Raw genomic sequence first — 18,583 nt, forward strand, 5'->3', positions numbered from 1 at the left:
GAACGTCTGACCCCATGAGCCACGACGCCATCACCGTCATCCGCGCCAAGCGGGACGGCGGCACGCTGACCCCTGCCCAGATCGACTGGATCATCGACGCCTACACCCGCGGTGAGGTGGCCGACGAGCAGATGTCGGCGCTGGCGATGGCGATCCTGCTCAACGGCATGGACCGGGCCGAGATCGCCCGCTGGACGGCGGCGATGATCGCCTCCGGGGAGCGGATGGACTTCTCCTCGCTGCCGCTGCCCACCACCGACAAGCACTCCACGGGCGGCGTCGGCGACAAGATCACCCTGCCGCTGGCCCCGCTGGTGGCGGCCTGCGGCGCGGCCGTGCCCCAGCTGTCCGGGCGGGGGCTCGGCCACACCGGCGGCACCCTGGACAAGCTGGAGTCCATCCCCGGCTGGCGGGCGAGGCTGTCGAACGAGGAGATGCTGGGCGTGCTGCGGGACGCCGGCGCGGTGATCTGCGCGGCGGGCGACGGGCTGGCCCCGGCGGACCGCAAGCTGTACGCGCTGCGCGATGTGACGGGGACGGTGGAGTCGATCCCGCTGATCGCCTCCTCGATCATGTCGAAGAAGATCGCGGAGGGGACCGGGGCGCTGGTCCTGGATGTGAAGGTCGGCTCCGGCGCGTTCATGAAGACGGCGGCCGACGCCCGCGAGCTGGCGGAGACGATGGTGGGCCTGGGCACCGACCACGGGGTGCGTACGGTGGCGCTGCTCACCGACATGTCCACGCCGCTGGGGCTGACGGCGGGCAACGCCCTGGAGGTACGGGAGTCGGTGGAGGTGCTGGCGGGCGGCGGCCCGGCCGACGTCGTCGAGCTGACCCTGGCGCTGGCCCGGGAGATGCTGGACGCCGCCGGGCTGACGGACGCCGACCCGGCACGGGCGCTGGCGGACGGCACGGCGATGGACCACTGGCGCCGCATGATCAAGGCGCAGGGCGGCGACCCGGACGCGCCGCTGCCGGTGGCCCGCGAGCAGCATGTGGTCACCGCCCCGGCGACGGGCACGCTGACCAGGCTCGACGCGTACGCGGTGGGCGTGGCGGCGTGGCGGCTCGGCGCGGGCCGGGCCCGCAAGGAGGACCCGGTGCAGGCGGGCGCGGGCATCGAACTGCACGCCAAGCCGGGCCAGTCCGTACGGGAGGGCCAGCCGCTGCTGACCCTGCACACCGACACCCCGGAGCGGTTCGCGGCGGCGCTGGAGGCGCTGGCCGGCGACGCGATCGAGGTGAACGGGGCGCGGGCGACCGTACCGGCGACGATCCTGGACCGAATCGCCGTTTAACACTTCACCGGGATGTGGTCAACCCTTTGCCATCATCGTCATCGATGGTGTGTACCCTGAATGACGGTCTTGACGGAACGGCACGGCGGGAGGTGTGGCTGCGATGCGCAGTGAACCCCCCAGTCACCATCCGCCGCGCCGCGCCGGTCCGCAGCCCAGGTAGCCACGTACTCCCCTGGGACGACTGGCGTGTGCGCGCCCCGAGCCTGCTGCCGCCCGTACGCGCCGACCGTTCCCTGGGGGACCTCCCGTCATGACTCATCTGCCTGCCCTGCTGGAGGACCACAACCTCGCGGGCGCCCTGGAGTGGCTGGAGACCCAGCCGCCGTACGCCATCGCCGACGAACTCGCGCGGATGGACGCCGTCAACTCCGTCATCAGCTTCCGGCTGCTCGACAAGGACCGGGCGCTGGAGGTCTTCGAGGAGCTGGACCCGGTCGACCAGCAGCAGATTCTGCAAGGGCTGCGGGACCAGGCGTTCCGCGACCTGGTGGAGAACATGGACCCGGACGACCGGGCCCGGATGCTCAAGGAGGCCCCGGCCAAGGTCGCCCAGCGGGTGCTGGCCGGACTCAGCGCCCACGAACGGCAGATGACGGCCGCGCTGCTCGGCTACCCCGAGGGCTCGGTCGGCCGGTACATGACGCCGGAGACGGTGGCGCTCCAGCAGGATCTGACGGTGGCCCAGGCGCTGGAGACGGTACGGCGGCGGGGCGCGCGGGCGGAGACCATCTACACGCTGCCGGTGGTGGACGCGGGGCGCCGGCTGACCGGGATCGTGGAACTGCGCGAACTGGTGCTGAGCGAGCCGGAGACGATGGTCTCGGCGCTGGTGGTGACCGAGCCGCCGATGGCGAAGGCCACCGAGCGCGCCGAGGACGCGGCCCGGCTGATGCGCGAGACGAACGTGCTCGACCTGCCGGTGGTGGACAGCGAGGACCGGCTGGTGGGCCTGCTGACCAGTGACGACGCGTTCGAGGTGATCGAGGCGGCGGACACCGAGGACGTGGCCCGGCAGGCGGGTGCCGAACCGCTGGAGCGGCACTACATGTCGGCGAGCGTCTTCCAACTGTCCCGCACCCGGGTGCTGTGGCTGATGCTGCTGCTGGTGGCGGCAATCCTGACGGTGATGGTGACCCGGGCGTTCGAGGGCGAGCTGGAGGCCGCCACCCAACTGGCGCTGTTCATCCCGCTGCTGATCGGCGCGGGCGGCAACGCGGGCGCCCAGGCGGCCACGGCGGCGGTACGCGCCCTGGCGGTCGGCGAGGTGCGGGTGACGGACCTGCTGAAGGTGATCTGGCGCGAATGCCGCACCGGGCTGCTGCTGGGGTCGATGCTGGCGGTGCTGGGCTTCGTCGTGGGCTCGCTGTTCGTGGGGTGGGACGTGGCGGCGGTGATCGCCCTGACCCTGATCGTGATCTGCGGCTGGGCCTCGACGGTGGGCGGCACGATGCCGCTGCTGGCGAAGCGCCTGAAGATCGATCCGGCGGTGGTCTCGGCCCCGATGGTGACGACTCTGGTGGACGCGACGGGCCTGGTCATCTACTTCTCGATCGCCAAGGTGATCCTGGGCATCTGAACGCGGGCCCGGGCGTGGGCGTGGGCCGGCCGTCATGGGTCAGGCCCCGCCGGCGAGCCATCGGGTGGCGAGGCCGGTGACGAGGGCGCCGCCGCGATCGCTGAGATGGATGTGGTCGACGAAGAGGTCGAGCCCGTTGCCGTGGGCCACCGCGTCCCAGCTGCGGCCGAGCAGATAGTGCTCGGCGGCGGCGAAGTAGGCGGTGGTGAAGCCGAAGTCGTAGCCGGGCCGGTCGGTGCGGGTACTGAGGTATCCGGCGAACTCCTCGTGGACAGGCACGTAGTCGATGCCGGTGGCGTCGGCGGTTTCCCGTATCGCGTTGTTGTAGTCGCGCAGCCGGTAGTTGATCGGCGCGTCGAGGTCCTCGCCGAGCGGGGGCAGGGACATGAGGGAGATCCGGGCCGAGGTCTGCCGCTGGAGCAGGTCGACGAGCGCGGTCAGGTTGTCCCGGTAGTCGGCCACGGGCACCTCGTTCCGTACGTCGTTGGTGCCGATGAGGAGGACGACGGCGTCCGGGTCGCACGCGACGATGTCGCTGTCCGCGCGGTCGCGGAGGCCGGCGCTGGTGTCGCCGTTGACCCCGGCGTTGACGAATTCGGTGTCCTCGAACTCGGGGGTGTTGCGCAGATCGCCGACCCAGTCATGGCCGAGGGTGCCCGCGGTCATGCTGGCACCGGCCGTGACGACGACGGTGCCGGTGCCCTCCGGCCGCCCGTGGGCGCAGGCTTCGGCCGGCGGGTTGACGGGGGCCCGTACGAAGGTGAGGTAGCCGACGAGCCCGCCGGCGCCGAGGGTGACGGTGAGCAGGGCGCCCAGGGCGAGGAGTATCCGCTTCCTCGTGAACAGCTTCCTGGCGGTGCGGGGTGTGGGCATGCGGGTCTCCGGTCAGAGCGGGGGAGGGGGTGGGGGCGGGGGCTAGTGATTACTAACCCCTGCTCCACTCTGGGCTAGTGTCCGCTAACCTGTCAAACGGACCAGGACGGGCGAGGGAGAACAGGGCAGTGACCACGACCACCAGCACCAGGGAGCGGATCCTCGACGCGGCGGCGGACCTCCTGCGCCGGCGGGGCGTCGTCCACGCCACCACCAAGGAGATCGCGCAGGCCACCGGGGTCTCGGAGCCCACGCTGTACAAGTACTTCGGCGACAAGGAACGCCTGCTCCTCGCCGTCCTCCAGGAGCGGCTGCCCGGGCTGTCGGGGGCCACCGTCCGGCCGGGAGACGGCGCGGTCGAGGACAATCTCGCCGGCCTGGCCCACGCCGCACTGGCCTTCTACCAGCAGTCGATCCCCATGCTCGGCGCCCTCCTCGCCGACCCCCGGCGGATGGCCGCGCACCGGGAGGCGATGGAGCGGCACGGCGGCGGCCCCGACAAGGCGGTGATCGGCTTCGCCGCCTACCTGCGGGCCGAACAGCGCCTGGGCCGCGTCGCCCCCGCCGCCGACCCCGAGGCCGCCGCCGCCCTGCTCGTCGGCGCCTGCTTCCACGAGGCGTTTCTGCGCGGCTACGCCGAAGGCCCCGAGGCCGCCCCCGCACCCCGCGAGCGGGCCGAAGCCCTCGCCGCCGCCGTGGTCCGGCCGCTGCTGCCGCCCGCCTGACGGCCCGGACGGCCTGGATGGCCCGGGCGGGCGGAACCGGGGGGCGGGTTGGCGGCGTCATGACAGGGCAGAAGAAGGAGCCCGCTCATGAACAACGGCTACGGGGGATACGGCGGTTACGGCGGCGGATACGGTCCCCCTCAAGTCCCGCATCCTCAGCCCCCGCCCCAGCCCTACCCGAGGCAGGACAACACCCTGAAGGGAACGCTCGGTACGGCGGCGGCCTTTGTGGTGCTGGCGGCGGTCGTCATTCCGCTGGGGATGAACAGCGGCGACAAGGGCGGCGACGGCGGCATCGGCGCGCCGCCGCCGGACGCGTCGGGACTGGAACTTCCGGGCGGCGGCGGAGGCGACGGCGGCTCCGGCTCCGGCACCGACCTGGACACCGCCCCGCCGGATCCGGTCGCGGAGGCGTTCGCCGCCGTGCGGACCGGCGACTGCCTTGCCAACTACCAGACCGACAGCAACGGCACCTGGAACACGGAGACCCCGGAGCGGGTCGACTGCGCGGCGGACGACGCGTACCTCAAGGTCACCGAGGCCATCGACGAGATCACCTTCTGCGACAGCTTCGCGCTCAACGCCACCACCTGGAGCCACTCGTTCACCGACGAGGAGAGCTGGGAGACGACCTTCACCAGCCTGTGCGTGGAGCGGCAGTACCGGGTCGGCGAGTGCCTCATGTCGGAGCAGAACGGCGACGGCGACAGCGCGACCATGCGCACCGGGCTGATGTCCGCGATCAACTGCTCGGCGGCCCAGGTGCCCGCCCCGTACAACCAGATCATGCAGGTCTCCGGGGTGCCCTCCTCGAACGGTGACTACAGCGGCGATGTCTGCCGGCAGGGGGAGAACGACTACAACACGTACTGGTACCAGAACCTGGACGGCAGCACCGGCGACACCCTCTGCATGACGGTGTACGGCAGCTGAGCCGGCGCGGTGTTCACCGGCCGCCGGCCGGGGTGCCGGCCGGGGCGCCGAGCGGGACCATCGTGCTGCGCACCTCCGAGAGCAGCAATCGCATGGCTTCCTCGGCGTCCTCGTGCCGGGCGTCGGCGACGGCGAGGGCGACGGCCTCGTGCAGGTCGAGCGCCTCGGGCACCGGGTGGTCCGGCATGAGGCCGAGCTGGGTGCGCCCGAGCAGTACGGCGGCGACGACGTCGGTGAGCGCGGCGAACATCTCGTTGCCGCTGGCCCGCAGCACCAGGGAGTGCATCTCCACGTCGAGGTCCATGAACGGGTCGAGCCGTCCGGCCTCGCCGTGCAGCCGCATGGCGGCGGCGAGTTCGACCAGCCGGGCGCGTTCGGCGGCCCCCGCGTGCCGGGCCGCCGCGGCGGCGGCCAGCGGTTCGACGGCGATGCGCAGTTCGGTGAGCGAGCGCAACTGGGAGTCGCGGCCGGGTCCGGCCAGCCGCCACCAGATGACGCTGGGGTCGTAGACCTGCCAGCCGGCGGCCGGCTGCACGATGATCCCCACCCGGCGGCGGGAGACGACCAGGCCCTTGGACTCCAGCGCCCGCATGGTCTCGCGGGCCACGGTGCGGGATACGCAGAACCGTTCCTGGATGGCGTCCAGCGTGAGCACATGCCCTTCGGCGAGCAGGCCGGAGGTGATCTCCAGGCCGAGGGTGTCCAGTACCGAATGGTGTTTGGACTCGCCCTGACCCTGACCCTGACCCTGGCCCGGACCGAGGCCCAGGCCCTGGCCGCTGTCGCCGTTCACGCTGTCGCTCCCCACCCCGGAAGCCTATCCCGCTGCCCGGCGCGGCCGGTGACTGACCGCAGGCGCGGGGATACGCACCGAGGTGCTGTTGTGAGGTACGTCGCGGAGTCTTTTCTCGCCGTCAACATTGGTGTTACCTTTCCCGTCAATTGGTAGCACCTTTCAGTGAGGAGAGGCCGATGTCGCCGACCGCACCGACCGCACTCGTGGTCATGGGGGTCTCCGGCGCGGGCAAGACGACCGTCGCGGGACTGCTCGCCGAGCGCCTCGGCTGGCCCATGGCGGAGGCCGATCTGCTCCACCCCCAGTCCAACATCGACAAGATGGCGGCCGGCACCCCGCTCACCGACGCCGACCGGCTGCCGTGGCTGGGCATCATCCGCGACTGGATCACCGTCCGCGCCGACCAGGGCGAATCGGCCGTCGTCGCCTGCTCCGCCCTCAAACGCGGCTACCGCGACCTGCTGCGCGAGGCGAACGCCCACGTCCGCTTCGTCCACGTCGCCGGCTCCCGCGAGCTGATCGCCGGACGGCTGCACCTGCGTACCGGCCACTTCATGCCGCCCACCCTGCTCGACTCCCAGTTCGCCGACCTGGAGCCGCTCCAGGACGACGAGGACGGCGTCACCGTCGACCTGAACCGCACCCCGGAACAGATCACCGACGACGCGCTGGCCGCCCTCGGCCTGCGCCACCACCCGTAACCCCCTTCCCTCCACCCCTCCCCCTCCCCGTCCCGAAGGCAACGGAGCTTCCGCATGGACACCTGGACGCAAACCATGGGCGCCGGCCCCCTGCTGGCGATAGCCGCCGGCGCGATCGGCGTGCTGCTCTTCCTCATCATGAAGCTGAGGGTGCACGCCCTGCTGGCCCTGATCGTGGTCAGCCTGGTGACCGCGTTCGCCACCGGCATCCCCTCCGCATACGTGGTCGACACCCTCGTCCAGGGCTTCGGCTCCACCCTCGGCGGCGTCGCCCTGCTCGTCGGGCTCGGCGCCATCCTCGGCCGGCTGATCGAGGTCAGCGGCGGCGCCCAGGCGCTGGCCGAAGCGCTCATCCGCCGCTTCGGCGAGGAGCGAGCCCCGCTCGCGCTCAGCCTCGCCTCCCTCCTCTTCGGCTTCCCGATCTTCTTCGACGCCGGCCTTGTCGTCATGCTGCCGATCGTCTTCACCGTCGCCCGCCGGCTCGGCGGCGGCATCCTGCGGTACGGACTGCCGGTGGCCGGCGCGTTCTCCGCGATGCACATCTTCGTGCCGCCGCACCCCGGACCGGTCTCCGCCTCCGAACTCATGGGCGCCGACATCGGCGTGGTCATCCTGCTCGGCCTGGTCATCGCCATCCCCACCTGGTACGTGGGCAGCTACCTGTTCGGCCTGTGGGTCGGCAAGCGCATCGTGCTGCCGGTGCCGGACCTGCTGACCGGTGGCGAGCAGGCCGAACACGACACCAACCCGCCCTCCCCGGGCACTGTCATCGGCCTGCTGATGCTGCCGCTCGTCATGATCTTCGCCAACACCGGCCTGGACATGGCCCGGGCCGCCGGCTGGGTCGACGGCGACGCCGGCTGGTACCAGTTCTCCCGCGCCATCGGCTCCACCCCGATCGCGCTGCTCGTCACCGTCTTCGTGGCCAGCTACGTGCTCGGCACCCGGCGCGGGCGCGGCGGCGACGTCATCGAGAAGCTCGCGGACTCCGCACTGGGCCCGATCGCCTCGATCGTCCTGATCACCGGAGCCGGCGGCATGTTCGGCGGGGTGCTGCGCGCCAGCGGCATCGGCGGCGCGCTCTCCGACTCGCTCTCGGACCTCGGCCTGCCGGTGATCGTCGTCGGCTTCCTGGTCGCCACCGCGCTGCGGATCGCGCAGGGCTCGGCGACGGTGGCCCTCATCACGGCGGCCAGCCTCATCCAGGGGGTCGTCCTGGCCGGGGACTTCAACTCCGTCCAGGTCGCCGCCATCGTGCTGGCCCTGGCGGCCGGCTCGGTCGTCGCCAGCCACGTCAACGACTCGGGCTTCTGGCTGGTCGGCCGGTTCATGGGCATGGACGTGAAGACCACACTGAAGACCTGGACGGTGCTCCAGACCATCTTCGGCCTCATGGGCTTCACGCTGGCGAGCGCCATCTTCGCCATCGCCTGACAGCGGCGGCCGGGGCCGGGGCTATTGCAGCCCGAGGCTCATCCACCGCTCGGGCTGCGCGAGCGGCGCGAAGCCGACCCGCTGGTAGACGCCGTGGGCGTCCTCGGTGCACAGCATGATCCGGCGCAGGCCGTACGGGGCCAGGTGGTCCCGTACGGCCCGCGCCAGTTCCGTCCCCAGGCCCTTGCCGCGCGCCGGCGGGGCCACGTACACATCGCACAGCCAGGCGAACGTGGCGCGGTCGGTGACGACCCGGGCGTAGCCGACCTGGGCCCCGGAAGCGCCGTCGTACACCCCGAAGTTGAGCGACCCGGCGATCGCCGCGTCCTGCTTCTCCCGGGCGCGCCCCAGCGCCCAGTACGCGTCGGTCGACAGCCAGCGGTGCACGAGCGCGGCATCGATGCGCGCCGGGTCGGTGGAGATCTCATAGCCATCCATGTCCCCGATTATCAGTACCGCTCAACCCGTCGACCAGCGAATATGAACGCATGACCGACCCCATGACCGACCCCATGACCGACCCCGTGACCGAGACCCTGCACCCCGACTGGGAACGCCGCAGCACGCAGCTGTGGGCGGAGATCGACCGCTACGAGGACGATCCGGCCGCGTTCCGCGCCGCGGTCGAATCGCTGGCGGCCGAGCTGCCGCCCGGCAGCGCCGTGGCCGACTTCGAACGCGGCTGCTCGTACGACTCCACCGGCCACCCCGACCGCGCCGTGGAGTTCTACCGCCGGGCCCTGGCCACCGGCGCCCTCCCCGGCGAACGCCGCCGCCGCGCGGTGATCCAGCTCGCCAGCTCGCTGCGCAACCTGGGCCGGCCGCAGGAGAGCGTGGATCTGCTGACCGCCGAACTGGCGGCCGGCTCCGACCACCTGGACGACGCGGTACGGGCCACCCTGGCCCTCGCCCTGACCAGCGTCGGCCGCGAACGGGAGGCCGTCTCGATCGCCCTGACCGCCCTGGCTCCCCACCTGCCCCGCTACCAGCGGTCCATGGCCGGCTACGCGCGGCTGCTGCTGGAACCGGCCGATTCTTGATCCCCGGCCGGGGCTGCGGCACCCTGGGGAACTATGGCAGAAGAAACCCGGTGCACCCTCCCTGACCAGGCACTCCAGTGGGACCGCCGGGAGGACTGCGAGGTGCGGCAGATCCTCGACCGGGTCGCCGACAAGTGGTCCCTGATGGTTGTCGCGCTCCTGGAACACCGCACCATGCGCTTCATGGAGCTGCGCCGCGACATCGACGGCATCAGCCAGCGCATGCTCACCGTCACCCTGCGTCAACTGGAGCGCGACGGCCTGGTCAACCGGACGGTGTACCCGGTGGTGCCGCCCCGCGTCGAGTACGAGCTGACCACGCTCGGCCGCACCCTCCACGAGGCGATCCAGTCCCTCGTCATCTGGACCGAAACCCACCAGGACGCGATCGCGGCGGCCCGCACCGCGTACGACCGGGCCGCCACCGCCGACGCCGCCGACGCCGCTACCGCACCGGCGGCTGCCCCATCCACGCCCGCCACGGGCGGACGATGATCTCCTGATAAGTGTGATGGGACGGATTCCGCCCCACATGCTGAAAAACCCAGCGGCTGAGCGCCTCGAATTCCACCGACACCGGTGATTTCTTACGGCATACCGCGCACCGCATCGCGAACTTGGTCGGCTCGGAGTCCGGCTCCACATCCGGCTCCAGCGTCCAGTTCATATACCGCAGCAACCGCCGCACACTCACCGCGTACCTCCGCTCTTGAACGTCCGGTGGAGCACACTGCGCACATTCGCCTCCCTGAGCTTTCGCAGGAGTTCCTGCCAGCGCCGCTGCTGCTCACTCTCCGCCACGAAGCACCTCGATCAGCCGCCGCGCGGTGTGGGGACGGCAGGTCCCCAGCCAGATCAGCGTGACCGGCCCGCCGTCGTCGCGGGAGTCGATGTTCAGCTCAGCCATGGGCATCACAGCGGGCAGATGTACCCCCACCCGCGTCAGCTCATTCCTTAGCTCCGCGCACAGTTGATGAATCTCGGACTTTACCGCCATGAGAAGTAATCACCCTCCAGGGGCATTTCGCTTCACTTTCCTGTGAAGCATCAACGCGCGACGGCTAGCCTCGACAGAGTCGAGGGCATAACGGCGGGCAGCCGTAAACAAGGGAAGTGACGCCATGGCCAAAGCAATTGACCCCAACGAGTCAATGAGCAACCTGTACGCCCACCGCCTGCGCCGCTCCCGCCTGGACCACGGCTGGACCCAACGCTGGCTCGGCGCCCAGATCCCGGTGGTCGCCTCCCGCATCGCCCAGCTCGAACTCGCGTCGGGCGCGAAGCCGACGCTTGAGCTGTCCGCGAGGCTCGACGAACTCCTGGAGACGGACGGCCTGCTGACCGACCTCACCCCGCACGTACGACGGGAGGCGTTCCCGGACTGGGTGCGGAGGCACATCGAGCAAGAGGCCGTCGCCACCCGCATCCGCGTGTACATGCCGGGGGTGGTCCACGGTCTGTTGCAGACCGAGGACTATGCAAGGGCGCTGTTGAGCCTCGACCCGAATCTGGAGTCGGAGGAACAACTGGAGGAGCGCGTCACGGCCCGCATCGAACGGCAGCCGAGGCTCAAGGACCAGGATCTTGTGGAGTTCACCATGGTGCTGGACGAAGCCATTCTGGCCCGGGGCCTTGGAGGCGCGCCGGTCATGCGCGGACAGCTCGCCCGGCTGCTGGAGGTTGTGGAGGACCCCAGGTTCACCATTCAGGTGCTGCCCTTCAGCTCGGGCGGGCATCCATCGATGGAGTGCTCACTCATGATGCTGACGTTGCCCAACGGGAAGGACACGGCCTACCAAGAGGGGCACGGATTTGGCCGTCTGATCGAAAAGCGAGAAGAAGTGGTGTCCTTTGCCAGGGGCTACGATCGGATTCGGGCGCAGGCGTTGCCGCCTCATCAATCGCTCGAACTGATCCGATCCGTGATGGAGGGCCGCTACCGTGCCGCACATCTCCCAACGGCGGCTCAGCGCCGCCGGTTGGCACAGAAGCAGCTACAGCGACTCAACGGGCGGGTCCTGCGTCGAGGTAACGGCGGACTTCCCCGACACCATCCCCGTCCGTGACAGCAAGACCCCGACCGGTCCGTACCTCACCTTTCTGCCGACCGCCTGGCAGGCGTTCCTCAGCGGTCTCAAGATCGATCACTGATCGCCTTCGCCGATACCGCTACGCTTCGACCGGCACGTCGTCACGCAAGGAGATGCCATGAGCGCACAGTCGGATTCCTTCTCCGACGGCGAACTGATCTCGCGCCCGCCTCGGACGCCGGATGCCCTGAGAGTGGCGCTGGCCCGTATCGCGCCGCATCGGCTGGTGGAGATGGAGCGGCAGAAGAACGAGGCGTTCAGCTTGGCAGCAGAGCATGGGGCCATTGGTCCCATCCAGAGCTGGCTGACGATCTGGGCCGGCGAGGTGGAAATCGAGCGCCGCCCCGAACTGGCTGCTCGCCGTCAGGCCGCTGAGCGTACGGTGCAGACCCGGGATCGGGACGACCCGGAATGGCGGGCCGCGATGACCGAGCTGCGCGCGGTCATCAACGAGGCACGCGAGTCGGCCGAGTGAGCTGGGCCTGGGAGTACGATCCCACGGAGGAGTACGTGGTGGAGGGGGTTCCGCCGGCGCTGGTGATCGAGGTGGAGAAGAAGGCGGGGGAGCTGGTCGACGCGGCAGCCGCCTTCTACTTGGACGGCACCAGCTATCAGGGCGGAACTGTCAAGGGCGGCGACGCCATCGTCCTCGGCGGGATGTTCGTTTACCAGGTAGTTCCGCGGCATGAACGGGTGTACATCCTCCAGATCACGGCGGTTTGAGACGAGGCCGGGAGGGACGTTCTCAGGTCTGGTTGGCCGTGGTGTCCAGGTCGGACATGTCCAGGACGAAGCGGTGGCGGACGTCGTTGGCCTGGAGGCGGGTCAGGGCCTCGTTCACCTTGGTGGAGGGGGGAGTTCGATTTCGGCGGTGGCTCCGTGTTCCGCGCAGAACTCCAGGAGCACGGCCGTCGCGGGGCGGCCTCCGCTGCCGGAGGAGCTGAGGCGCTTGCGGCCGGTCAGCAGGTCCATGACCTCCACCGTGACCGTGCCGAGGTCGCCGAGGTGGCTGAGGGTGCCGTCCATGGCGACCAGCCGCAGGTAGGGGTCGACGTCGTGCGGGGGTGCGGCTGATGACCGTGGTCTCCGTGCCACGGGCCACGGCCAGTCTGACCGCGAGGCGGCCGAGGCCGCCGAGCCCGGCCACCGCGACCCGGCTGCCGGGGCCGACCCCGAGCGCGTCCAGCGGCTCCCAGACGGTGATCCCCGCGCACAGCAGCGGCGCCGCGCCGGCCGGGTCCAGGCCCTCCGGGAGCGGATAGGCGAACGCTTCCCGGACCACGTACTCACGGGCGTACGCGCCCTGGGTGGTCGTTCCGTCCTGCCGGTCCGTTCCGCCGTAGGTCAGGACGGGGAACGCGTGACAGTAGTTCTCCTGACCGGCCGGCACATCGCGCACTCGCCGCATGAATCGACGACGTTGCCCACAGCGACCGGGTCGCCCGCCCGGAAGCGGGTGACGTCGGGGCCGGCCACATGCCCGAGCAGGCCCTGACCACGCGCGGAGCCGCCACGTACCAGCGCATCCTCGACGTGGCCACCGAAAAGTTCGCCCAGTACGGCATCACCGACGCCCAGGCCGCCGGCCTCGTACGGCAGGGGGAACCGTTCGACCTGATGGCCATGGCCATCGCCATGTCGATGGCCTGGTCGCCGGTCAGCAACGTCTGCGCGGCGACCGCCGGCGAAGCGGACCAACTCCACGAACAGCGCCGCGCCCTGCTGCACGATGCCGTCCGGCGTGCCGTGGCTCCCGGCGCCGCCTCTGCTGACAGCTAAGGACCTGGATTCGCGGCAAGCGCCCTGGTTGGCTGCATCGCATGGAGATCTTGGTGTTGGGCGGAACCGCCTGGGTGGGGCGGGAAGTGGCGCGGCAGGCGGTCGAGCGCGGGCATCGGGTGACGTGCCTCGCGCGGGGGGAGAGCGGGGGCGTGGCCGCCGGGGCCCGGCTGGTGGCCGGCGACCGGCGGAAGCCTTCGGCGTACGGGCCGCTGCTGGGCCGGGACTGGGACGCGGTCATCGAGGTGTCCTGGCAGCCGGGGTTCGTGCGCGGGGCGCTCGACGCCCTGGGCGGCCGGGCCCGGCACTGGACGTACGTCTCCTCCGGCAGCGCGTATGCCTCCCACGCCGCGTTTGGCGCGGACGAGCGGGCCGCCCTGCTGCCGCCGACCGACCGGGACGAGACCGACCGTTCGCTGTACGGTGAGTCGAAGGTGGCCTGCGAGCAGGCGTCGACCGCCGCAGTCGGGGACCGGCTGCTCACCGCCCGCGCCGGACTCATCGGCGGCCCCGGTGACCACACCGGACGCTCCGGCTACTGGGCGGCCCGCGCCGCGCGCGATCGGAGCGGGCCGATGCTCGTGCCCGACACCCCCGGCCTGCCGACGCAGACGGTGGACGTCCGGGACCTGGCCGGCTGGCTGCTCGACTCGGCGGCGGCCGGGACCACCGGAACGTACGACGCGGTCGGTCCGGTGCTGCCGTTCAGCGAGTGGATCGAACTCTCCCGCGCCGTGGGCGGGCACACCGGGCGGGTCGTCACCGCCGATTCGGAGTGGCTGCTCGCGAAGGGTGTGTCCGAGTACATGGGGGACGAGTCGCTGCCGATGTGGCTGGTGGCGGCGGGTTGGGAAGGGTTCTCGGCCCGCAGCGGTGCCGCCGCGCGGGCGGCCGGGCTCCGGCACCGGCCCCGGGCCGAGCTGCTGGCCGACGTGCTGCGCTGGGAACGCGAACAGGGCCTTGACCGCCCGCGCCGGGCCGGCCTCAGCGCCGCCCGGGAGCGGGAACTGCTCGCGGCTCTCGGTGAGGGGTGATGGTTGCCCGGTCATGCCGGGTGTGAGACGTTGGCAGGGAGCCGCCGATCAGGCGGCTTCCGGACGAGGGGTGCCGTACCCGGTGTGCGACAAGACGGCCCGCAGGAGGGCTCGTCATGGCATGGCTGATTCTGGTGATCTCGGGTGTGCTGGAAGCGGTGTGGGCCACCGCCCTGGGTAAGTCCGAGGGCTTCGGCAGACTCGGTCCGTCCCTGGTCTTCGGGGTTGGGCTCGTCGGCAGCATGGCGGGCCTCGCGTACGCGATGCGCGACCTTCCCATCGGGACGGCCTACGCGGTGTGGGTGGGCATCGGCGCGGTCCTCACGGTCACGTACGCCATGGCCACCGGCGGGGAATCGGTGAGCGTGCCGAAGATTGTGTTTCTGACGATGATCGTCGGGGGAGTGGTGGGGCTCAAGGCCGCGCACTGACGCGGGCGCATCGCGGGCGGCTGCTCTGTGCGGCGGGTGCCGAGGTCACTCCTGGTGGGGTTGGCGGCTGCGGGTGCGCGCGGCACGGGTCCGTTGTGTGTTGGTGTCTCGCTCCCCCATGCCCTGTCCGCCGGTTCGTGGTTGGTGTCACGACAAGGCGGCGGCGGGGGACTGGTGTTTCGCTGCGCCGACTGTGACCGGATGACACCGGCCCGGCCTGACGCGGGCCGCTCACCGTTTCGCCGCCGACGCCCGGGGCCGCCGGTCGACGCGGGTGTGCAGCGGCACCCGCTGCCGCGATGATCTTGTGGTGTTCAGTCTTGTTGCCGTTCGTCCCGCCGCCGGATCAGTTCTTCAACCGCACTCGGGAGGGTCGTCTCGAAGTCGATGAGCTTTGCCCAGGTCGGAGTCACCACGATCCGGACCATGCCGTCGTAGAGCGAGCGCACGCCGGCCTCCCACTCGACCCGCTGCTCGGGTGTCATCGTGTAGGTGCCGCTGGACTGGAGGTATTCGTCCGGGATGCCCTCGACGACATCCAGCTCGGCCCGACCGCGAATGAGCAGAATCCTGGGCGGGTGCACCTCGGTGTCGATCGTCAGGGCGACGGCCGGATCGTGGCGCAGGGCAGGCAGCTTCGGGGCGTTCGTCGATGTGCACATGACGATCTCCGAGCCGTTCCAGACGAAGCCGATCGGGATGACCCGGGGCGTGCCGTCCCTGGCGGTGTAGGCCAGCCGGGTCAGGTCGCGAGCCAGGAGTTCCTGGCTCATCGGACGGTTCAGAACCTCGGCGATCTCGCTTGGTTCCACGGTCACACCCACCTTCCGGGCACTCAGCAGCAACGCCCCCAGGCTAGAGGCCCCCAATGACAGTTTTTCGGCACTCCCATCGAGAGCGTGTCGGGGACTTGAACAGCATTGATTGATACCGATCACTTCCCACTCGTTGTGTCGGCTTGGTGATCGGTGGGGCTTCGCTTCTCGTTTGTGTACGTCAATGCGCGCGACACGCCGGTGGGAGGGTCATCTCCCGCGTTTTCGCCCCTACCGTCACCGCATCGCGGCAGCGGGTGCCGCTACACACCGGCACCGGCACCGGCACCGGCACAGCCCGCCGCCAGGAGCCTGACCGCCTCCGCCGCAGGTTCCGGGGGGAGGCGGGTGCCGTCGCGCAGGCGCAGGGAGATCTGGTGGGCCGCCGCCTCCTTCGGGCCGATGATGGCCTGGTAGGGGATCAGGCGGCCCTCACGGATGCGGGCGGAGAGGGTGCCCCGGGACGGGGGCGCCAGTTCCGCGCGCAGGTCGTGGTCCCGGGCCCGCGCCAGCAGTGCCTGGGCGGCCGGGAGTTGGGCGTCGCTCACCGGCAGGACCGACAGCTGGACCGGGGCCAGCCAGGCCGGGAACGCCCCGCCGTGGTGTTCGATCAGGTGGGCCACCGCGCGTTCCACGCTGCCGATGATGCTGCGGTGGACCATCACCGGGCGGTGCCTGGCCCCGTCCGGGCCGGTGTAGTGCAGATCGAACTGTTCCGGCTGGTGGAAGTCGACCTGCACGGTCGACAGGGTGGACTCCCGGCCGGCCGGGTCGGCGATCTGGACGTCGATCTTCGGGCCGTAGAACGCCGCTTCGCCCTCCGCCTCCTCGTAGGGGAGGCCCAGCCCGTCCAGGGTGTCCCGCAGCAGGGCCACCGACCGGCGCCACATCTCCGGTGCCGCCACGTACTTGCCGCCCTCGCCCGGCAGCGACAGCCGGTACCGTACCGGCCGGATGCCCAGCGCCTCGTACGCCCGGCGGATCATCTCCAGCGCGGCCCGCGCCTCGCCCGCGACCTGGTCGACGGTGCAGAAGATGTGCGCGTCGTTGAGGGTGATCGCCCGGACCCGGGTCAGTCCGCCCAGCACGCCGGACAGTTCGGCGCGGTACATCCCGCCCAGCTCCGCCATCCGCAGCGGCAGCTCGCGGTAACTGTGCGAGCGGGAGCGGAAGATGAGCGCGTGGTGCGGGCACAGGCTGGGGCGCAGCACCACCTCCTCACCGCCGCTCAGTTCCATCGGCGGGAACATGTCCTCCCGGTAGTGCGCCCAGTGTCCTGAGATCTCGTACAGCTCGCGCTTGCCGAGCACCGGCGAGTACACGTGCCGGTAGCCGGCCCGGCGTTCGGCGTCGTGGATGTACCGCTCCAGCGCGTGCCGTACGGCCGCCCCGTCCGGCAGCCAGTACGGCAGGCCCGCGCCCATGAGGGGGTCGGAGTCGAACAGGTTCAGCTCGCGGCCGAGTGTGCGGTGGTCGTGCAGCGGGCTGGGCAGCGGGCTGGGCATCGGTGGTCTCCTCCAGTGAGGGAGGCGAGTGACCACACGGCGAAGCCCCGGGGCACTCGCCCCGGGGCTTCGGACTCAGACATCGGTCAGCGCGCCGGGACACTCTCCGGCGTCGTCGTCATCGCAGCGCGCTTCATGACGGGAACGCTAGCAGACCGGAGGGCGCGCCGTCCCGTCCTCAGACGGTCAGGGCCGCCGCCGTGCGCCGGCGTACCACCCGGGCGCGGCCGGTGGCGTACAGCGTGATGCCGCCCGTGGTGACCAGCGCGGCCAGGCCGAAGGCCACCACGCCCTGCCAGCCCGCCTGGTGGAAGATCACCGCGCCGACGGTGCCGCCGACGCTGTTGCCCAGGTAGTACGCCACCTGGTACAGCGCGGACGCCTGGGCCCGCCCGTGGGTCACGGCCCGGCTCACCGAGCCGGACGCCACCGCGTGGCCGAAGAAGAAGCCGCCGGTGATCAGCACCAGGGACAGCAGTACGGTCACCAGGTTGTCGACCAGGCTCAGCAGCAGTCCGCCGGTCACGGTGGTGATGGCCAGGTACAGCGCGCCGCGCCGGCCCAGCCGTTCGACCATCGGGCCGGTCATGGACGAGGACCCGGTGCCCACCAGGTAGATCACGAAGACCGAGCCGATCAGCCCGGCGGACAGGCCGAACGGTTCGGCCACCAGCCGGAAGCCGATCACCGTGTACACGGCGCTGAAGGCCGCCATCAGCAGCAGCCCGATCGAGAAGAGCCGGACCAGCAGCGGCTGGGAGAGGTGGGCGCGTACGGTGCCCAGCAGCGCGCGGGGCCGCAGCGGGGTGGGGGTGAAGTGGCGGGCCCGGGGCAGCAGCAGCCGGTACAGCACGGCGGCGGCGAGCGCGAGGACGGCGACCGCGCCCAGCGCCGTACGCCAGCCCCAGCCCTCCGCGACCCAGCCGGTGAGGATACGGCCGAGCATGCCGCCGACGCTGTTGCCCGCGATGAACAGGCCGACCGAGCCGACCGTGGAGCGGGCGTCGAGTTCCTCCGACAGGTAGGCGACGGCGGAGGCCGGGATGCCGGCGATGGCCGCGCCCTGGAGGGCGCGCAGCGCGATCAGGGTGGTGAGGTCGGGGGCGAAGGGGATGACGAGGGCGAGCGCCACCGCCACGGTCACGGAGAGGGTCATCAGCTGTTGCCGGCCGAAGCGTTCGCTGAGCGCGCTCAGCGGCAGGACGGCGGCGGCCAGGGCGATGGTGGTGGCCGAGATGGTCCAGCTGGCCTGTCCGGGGGCCACCGAGAAGGCGGTGGCGAGGTCGGGCAGGAGTGCCTGGGTGGAGAACAGCAGCGCGAAGGTGGCCACGCCGAGTGCGAACAGTGCGAGGTTGACGCGCACGTGGGAGACACGGGCCGGGGTGGCCGGGGTGGTCGCGGTGGCCGGGGGAGTCGGGGATAGGGCGGGGTCGGCGGTGGCCGACGCCTTGGTGGCTGCTGCGGTGGGCATGTCGTCAAAATTAGGACGCCGCCTTTCATGCGTCCAATGCACAAAGCTGCGATGATTGATGCTCCAGTGCATCAGTACA

The 18,583-nt window shown here is 71.0% G+C and carries 21 protein-coding genes, 2 pseudogenes and 1 riboswitch; of the genes and pseudogenes, 15 read left to right on the top strand and 8 right to left on the bottom strand.

The features are described 5' to 3' along the window. Nucleotides 1-14 precede the first annotated feature (14 nt). Both AC5WRL_RS09655 and mgtE read left to right on the top strand, forming a co-directional pair. Nucleotides 15-1,298, top strand: a complete 1,284-nt coding sequence (locus AC5WRL_RS09655) for a thymidine phosphorylase (RefSeq protein ID WP_496087952.1) — start codon at nucleotides 15-17, stop codon at nucleotides 1,296-1,298. Between the two features lie 253 nt (nucleotides 1,299-1,551). Then, nucleotides 1,552-2,877 (top strand): magnesium transporter, encoded by a 1,326-nt coding sequence (mgtE, locus tag AC5WRL_RS09660; protein ID WP_496087953.1) that lies wholly within the window; start codon nucleotides 1,552-1,554, stop codon nucleotides 2,875-2,877. 39 nt (nucleotides 2,878-2,916) lie between these two features. Here the strand turns inward: mgtE and AC5WRL_RS09665 are convergent, their stop codons facing one another. Next, on the bottom strand, nucleotides 2,917-3,750 hold the full coding sequence (locus AC5WRL_RS09665; protein ID WP_496087954.1) for an SGNH/GDSL hydrolase family protein: 834 nt from the start codon (nucleotides 3,748-3,750) through the stop codon (nucleotides 2,917-2,919). A gap of 128 nt (nucleotides 3,751-3,878) precedes the next feature. Here AC5WRL_RS09665 and AC5WRL_RS09670 point away from each other — a divergent pair, with 128 nt between their 5' ends. Then, nucleotides 3,879-4,475: a TetR/AcrR family transcriptional regulator gene (locus AC5WRL_RS09670; protein WP_496087955.1), complete on the top strand. Its 597-nt coding sequence runs from the start codon at nucleotides 3,879-3,881 to the stop codon at nucleotides 4,473-4,475. 87 nt (nucleotides 4,476-4,562) lie between these two features. Beyond that, nucleotides 4,563-5,408, top strand: a complete 846-nt coding sequence (locus AC5WRL_RS09675) for an LppU/SCO3897 family protein (RefSeq protein ID WP_496087956.1) — start codon at nucleotides 4,563-4,565, stop codon at nucleotides 5,406-5,408. Nucleotides 5,409-5,421: 13 nt separating this feature from the next. On the opposite strand, the gene AC5WRL_RS09680 is transcribed toward AC5WRL_RS09675, so the two are convergent. Beyond that, nucleotides 5,422-6,177 (bottom strand): FadR/GntR family transcriptional regulator, encoded by a 756-nt coding sequence (locus tag AC5WRL_RS09680; protein ID WP_496088010.1) that lies wholly within the window; start codon nucleotides 6,175-6,177, stop codon nucleotides 5,422-5,424. A gap of 203 nt (nucleotides 6,178-6,380) precedes the next feature. Between AC5WRL_RS09680 and AC5WRL_RS09685 the strand changes: the two genes are divergently transcribed. Both AC5WRL_RS09685 and AC5WRL_RS09690 read left to right on the top strand, forming a co-directional pair. Further along, complete coding sequence (locus AC5WRL_RS09685) at nucleotides 6,381-6,905, top strand: gluconokinase (protein WP_496087957.1); 525 nt, start codon at nucleotides 6,381-6,383, stop codon at nucleotides 6,903-6,905. Nucleotides 6,906-6,959: 54 nt separating this feature from the next. Next, entirely contained in the window at nucleotides 6,960-8,339 is a 1,380-nt protein-coding gene (locus AC5WRL_RS09690; RefSeq protein ID WP_496087958.1) for a GntP family permease, read from the top strand. Between the two features lie 21 nt (nucleotides 8,340-8,360). Here the strand turns inward: AC5WRL_RS09690 and AC5WRL_RS09695 are convergent, their stop codons facing one another. Beyond that, nucleotides 8,361-8,777, bottom strand: a complete 417-nt coding sequence (locus tag AC5WRL_RS09695; RefSeq protein WP_496087959.1) for a GNAT family N-acetyltransferase — start codon at nucleotides 8,775-8,777, stop codon at nucleotides 8,361-8,363. Between the two features lie 50 nt (nucleotides 8,778-8,827). On the opposite strand from AC5WRL_RS09695, the gene AC5WRL_RS09700 reads away from it, so the two are divergent. Together AC5WRL_RS09700 and AC5WRL_RS09705 are read left to right on the top strand one after the other, a co-directional pair. Next, a complete protein-coding gene (locus AC5WRL_RS09700) occupies nucleotides 8,828-9,379 on the top strand; it encodes a tetratricopeptide repeat protein (RefSeq protein ID WP_496087960.1) in 552 nt (183 codons plus the stop codon). Nucleotides 9,380-9,412: 33 nt separating this feature from the next. Then, nucleotides 9,413-9,874 carry a winged helix-turn-helix transcriptional regulator gene (locus tag AC5WRL_RS09705; RefSeq protein WP_496087961.1) on the top strand — a complete coding sequence of 154 codons (462 nt, stop codon included), beginning with the start codon at nucleotides 9,413-9,415 and terminating at the stop codon, nucleotides 9,872-9,874. Here the strand turns inward: AC5WRL_RS09705 and AC5WRL_RS09710 are convergent. Continuing rightward, nucleotides 9,825-10,046 (bottom strand): DUF7848 domain-containing protein, encoded by a 222-nt coding sequence (locus AC5WRL_RS09710; RefSeq protein ID WP_496087962.1) that lies wholly within the window; start codon nucleotides 10,044-10,046, stop codon nucleotides 9,825-9,827. The two genes, AC5WRL_RS09705 and AC5WRL_RS09710, sit on opposite strands and share 50 nt — an antisense overlap. A gap of 454 nt (nucleotides 10,047-10,500) precedes the next feature. Between AC5WRL_RS09710 and AC5WRL_RS09715 the strand changes: the two genes are divergently transcribed. The 4 genes and pseudogenes from AC5WRL_RS09715 to AC5WRL_RS09730 all read left to right on the top strand — a co-directional run bounded on the left by AC5WRL_RS09715 (nucleotide 10,501) and on the right by AC5WRL_RS09730 (nucleotide 12,192). Beyond that, nucleotides 10,501-11,445, top strand: a complete 945-nt coding sequence (locus AC5WRL_RS09715; protein ID WP_496087963.1) for a helix-turn-helix domain-containing protein — start codon at nucleotides 10,501-10,503, stop codon at nucleotides 11,443-11,445. After that, nucleotides 11,414-11,530 (top strand): annotated as a pseudogene (locus AC5WRL_RS09720) (DUF397 domain-containing protein); the annotation flags it as partial. The gene AC5WRL_RS09715 and the pseudogene AC5WRL_RS09720, both read left to right, overlap by 32 nt. 57 nt (nucleotides 11,531-11,587) lie before the next feature. Next, nucleotides 11,588-11,944 carry a hypothetical protein gene (locus AC5WRL_RS09725; RefSeq protein ID WP_496087964.1) on the top strand — a complete coding sequence of 119 codons (357 nt, stop codon included), beginning with the start codon at nucleotides 11,588-11,590 and terminating at the stop codon, nucleotides 11,942-11,944. Next, nucleotides 11,941-12,192 (top strand): hypothetical protein, encoded by a 252-nt coding sequence (locus AC5WRL_RS09730; protein ID WP_496087965.1) that lies wholly within the window; start codon nucleotides 11,941-11,943, stop codon nucleotides 12,190-12,192. Before AC5WRL_RS09725 ends, AC5WRL_RS09730 begins: the two co-directional genes overlap by 4 nt. A 22-nt stretch (nucleotides 12,193-12,214) precedes the next feature. On the opposite strand, the pseudogene AC5WRL_RS09735 reads toward AC5WRL_RS09730, so the two are convergent. Continuing rightward, a pseudogene (locus AC5WRL_RS09735) lies at nucleotides 12,215-12,939 on the bottom strand (alcohol dehydrogenase catalytic domain-containing protein); the annotation flags it as partial. A gap of 6 nt (nucleotides 12,940-12,945) precedes the next feature. Between AC5WRL_RS09735 and AC5WRL_RS09740 the strand changes: the two are divergent. The 3 genes from AC5WRL_RS09740 (at nucleotide 12,946) to AC5WRL_RS09750 (ending at nucleotide 14,713) form a co-directional block, all read left to right on the top strand. Continuing rightward, nucleotides 12,946-13,248, top strand: coding sequence for a hypothetical protein (locus AC5WRL_RS09740; protein WP_496087966.1), 303 nt, complete (start codon nucleotides 12,946-12,948; stop codon nucleotides 13,246-13,248). 41 nt (nucleotides 13,249-13,289) lie between these two features. Continuing rightward, complete coding sequence (locus tag AC5WRL_RS09745) at nucleotides 13,290-14,282, top strand: NAD-dependent epimerase/dehydratase family protein (RefSeq protein WP_496087967.1); 993 nt, start codon at nucleotides 13,290-13,292, stop codon at nucleotides 14,280-14,282. Between the two features lie 35 nt (nucleotides 14,283-14,317). Next, nucleotides 14,318-14,386, top strand: a riboswitch (guanidine-III (ykkC-III) riboswitch). A 12-nt stretch (nucleotides 14,387-14,398) separates the two neighbouring features. Next, nucleotides 14,399-14,713: a DMT family transporter gene (locus AC5WRL_RS09750; RefSeq protein WP_496087968.1), complete on the top strand. Its 315-nt coding sequence runs from the start codon at nucleotides 14,399-14,401 to the stop codon at nucleotides 14,711-14,713. A 314-nt stretch (nucleotides 14,714-15,027) separates the two neighbouring features. Here AC5WRL_RS09750 and AC5WRL_RS09755 read toward each other — a convergent pair whose 3' ends face one another. From AC5WRL_RS09755 to AC5WRL_RS09765, 3 genes are all read right to left on the bottom strand, one after another. Then, entirely contained in the window at nucleotides 15,028-15,525 is a 498-nt protein-coding gene (locus AC5WRL_RS09755) for a pyridoxamine 5'-phosphate oxidase family protein (RefSeq protein ID WP_496088011.1), read from the bottom strand. Nucleotides 15,526-15,791: 266 nt separating this feature from the next. Beyond that, nucleotides 15,792-17,009: a threonine--tRNA ligase gene (thrS, locus tag AC5WRL_RS09760; RefSeq protein WP_496088012.1), complete on the bottom strand. Its 1,218-nt coding sequence runs from the start codon at nucleotides 17,007-17,009 to the stop codon at nucleotides 15,792-15,794. Between the two features lie 202 nt (nucleotides 17,010-17,211). Then, the gene (locus AC5WRL_RS09765; protein WP_496087969.1) at nucleotides 17,212-18,504 is read right to left on the bottom strand and encodes an MFS transporter; all 1,293 of its coding nucleotides are present in this window, start codon (nucleotides 18,502-18,504) and stop codon (nucleotides 17,212-17,214) included. Between the last annotated feature and the right edge of the window lie 79 nt (nucleotides 18,505-18,583).

Source organism: Streptomyces sp. NTD107 (assembly GCF_059510435.1).

Coding starts and splice junctions, on each gene's coding strand:
- AC5WRL_RS09715 (WP_496087963.1), top strand. CDS start 10,501: ATGGCCAAAGCAATTGACCCCAACGAGTCAATGAGCAACCTGTACGCC.
- AC5WRL_RS09665 (WP_496087954.1), bottom strand. CDS start 3,750: ATGCCCACACCCCGCACCGCCAGGAAGCTGTTCACGAGGAAGCGGATA.
- AC5WRL_RS09685 (WP_496087957.1), top strand. CDS start 6,381: ATGTCGCCGACCGCACCGACCGCACTCGTGGTCATGGGGGTCTCCGGC.
- AC5WRL_RS09710 (WP_496087962.1), bottom strand. CDS start 10,046: ATGAACTGGACGCTGGAGCCGGATGTGGAGCCGGACTCCGAGCCGACC.
- AC5WRL_RS09695 (WP_496087959.1), bottom strand. CDS start 8,777: ATGGATGGCTATGAGATCTCCACCGACCCGGCGCGCATCGATGCCGCG.
- AC5WRL_RS09765 (WP_496087969.1), bottom strand. CDS start 18,504: ATGCCCACCGCAGCAGCCACCAAGGCGTCGGCCACCGCCGACCCCGCC.
- AC5WRL_RS09750 (WP_496087968.1), top strand. CDS start 14,399: ATGGCATGGCTGATTCTGGTGATCTCGGGTGTGCTGGAAGCGGTGTGG.
- AC5WRL_RS09740 (WP_496087966.1), top strand. CDS start 12,946: ATGCCCGAGCAGGCCCTGACCACGCGCGGAGCCGCCACGTACCAGCGC.
- AC5WRL_RS09700 (WP_496087960.1), top strand. CDS start 8,828: ATGACCGACCCCATGACCGACCCCATGACCGACCCCGTGACCGAGACC.
- AC5WRL_RS09690 (WP_496087958.1), top strand. CDS start 6,960: ATGGACACCTGGACGCAAACCATGGGCGCCGGCCCCCTGCTGGCGATA.
- AC5WRL_RS09675 (WP_496087956.1), top strand. CDS start 4,563: ATGAACAACGGCTACGGGGGATACGGCGGTTACGGCGGCGGATACGGT.
- AC5WRL_RS09745 (WP_496087967.1), top strand. CDS start 13,290: ATGGAGATCTTGGTGTTGGGCGGAACCGCCTGGGTGGGGCGGGAAGTG.
- mgtE (WP_496087953.1), top strand. CDS start 1,552: ATGACTCATCTGCCTGCCCTGCTGGAGGACCACAACCTCGCGGGCGCC.
- AC5WRL_RS09655 (WP_496087952.1), top strand. CDS start 15: ATGAGCCACGACGCCATCACCGTCATCCGCGCCAAGCGGGACGGCGGC.
- AC5WRL_RS09705 (WP_496087961.1), top strand. CDS start 9,413: ATGGCAGAAGAAACCCGGTGCACCCTCCCTGACCAGGCACTCCAGTGG.
- AC5WRL_RS09725 (WP_496087964.1), top strand. CDS start 11,588: ATGAGCGCACAGTCGGATTCCTTCTCCGACGGCGAACTGATCTCGCGC.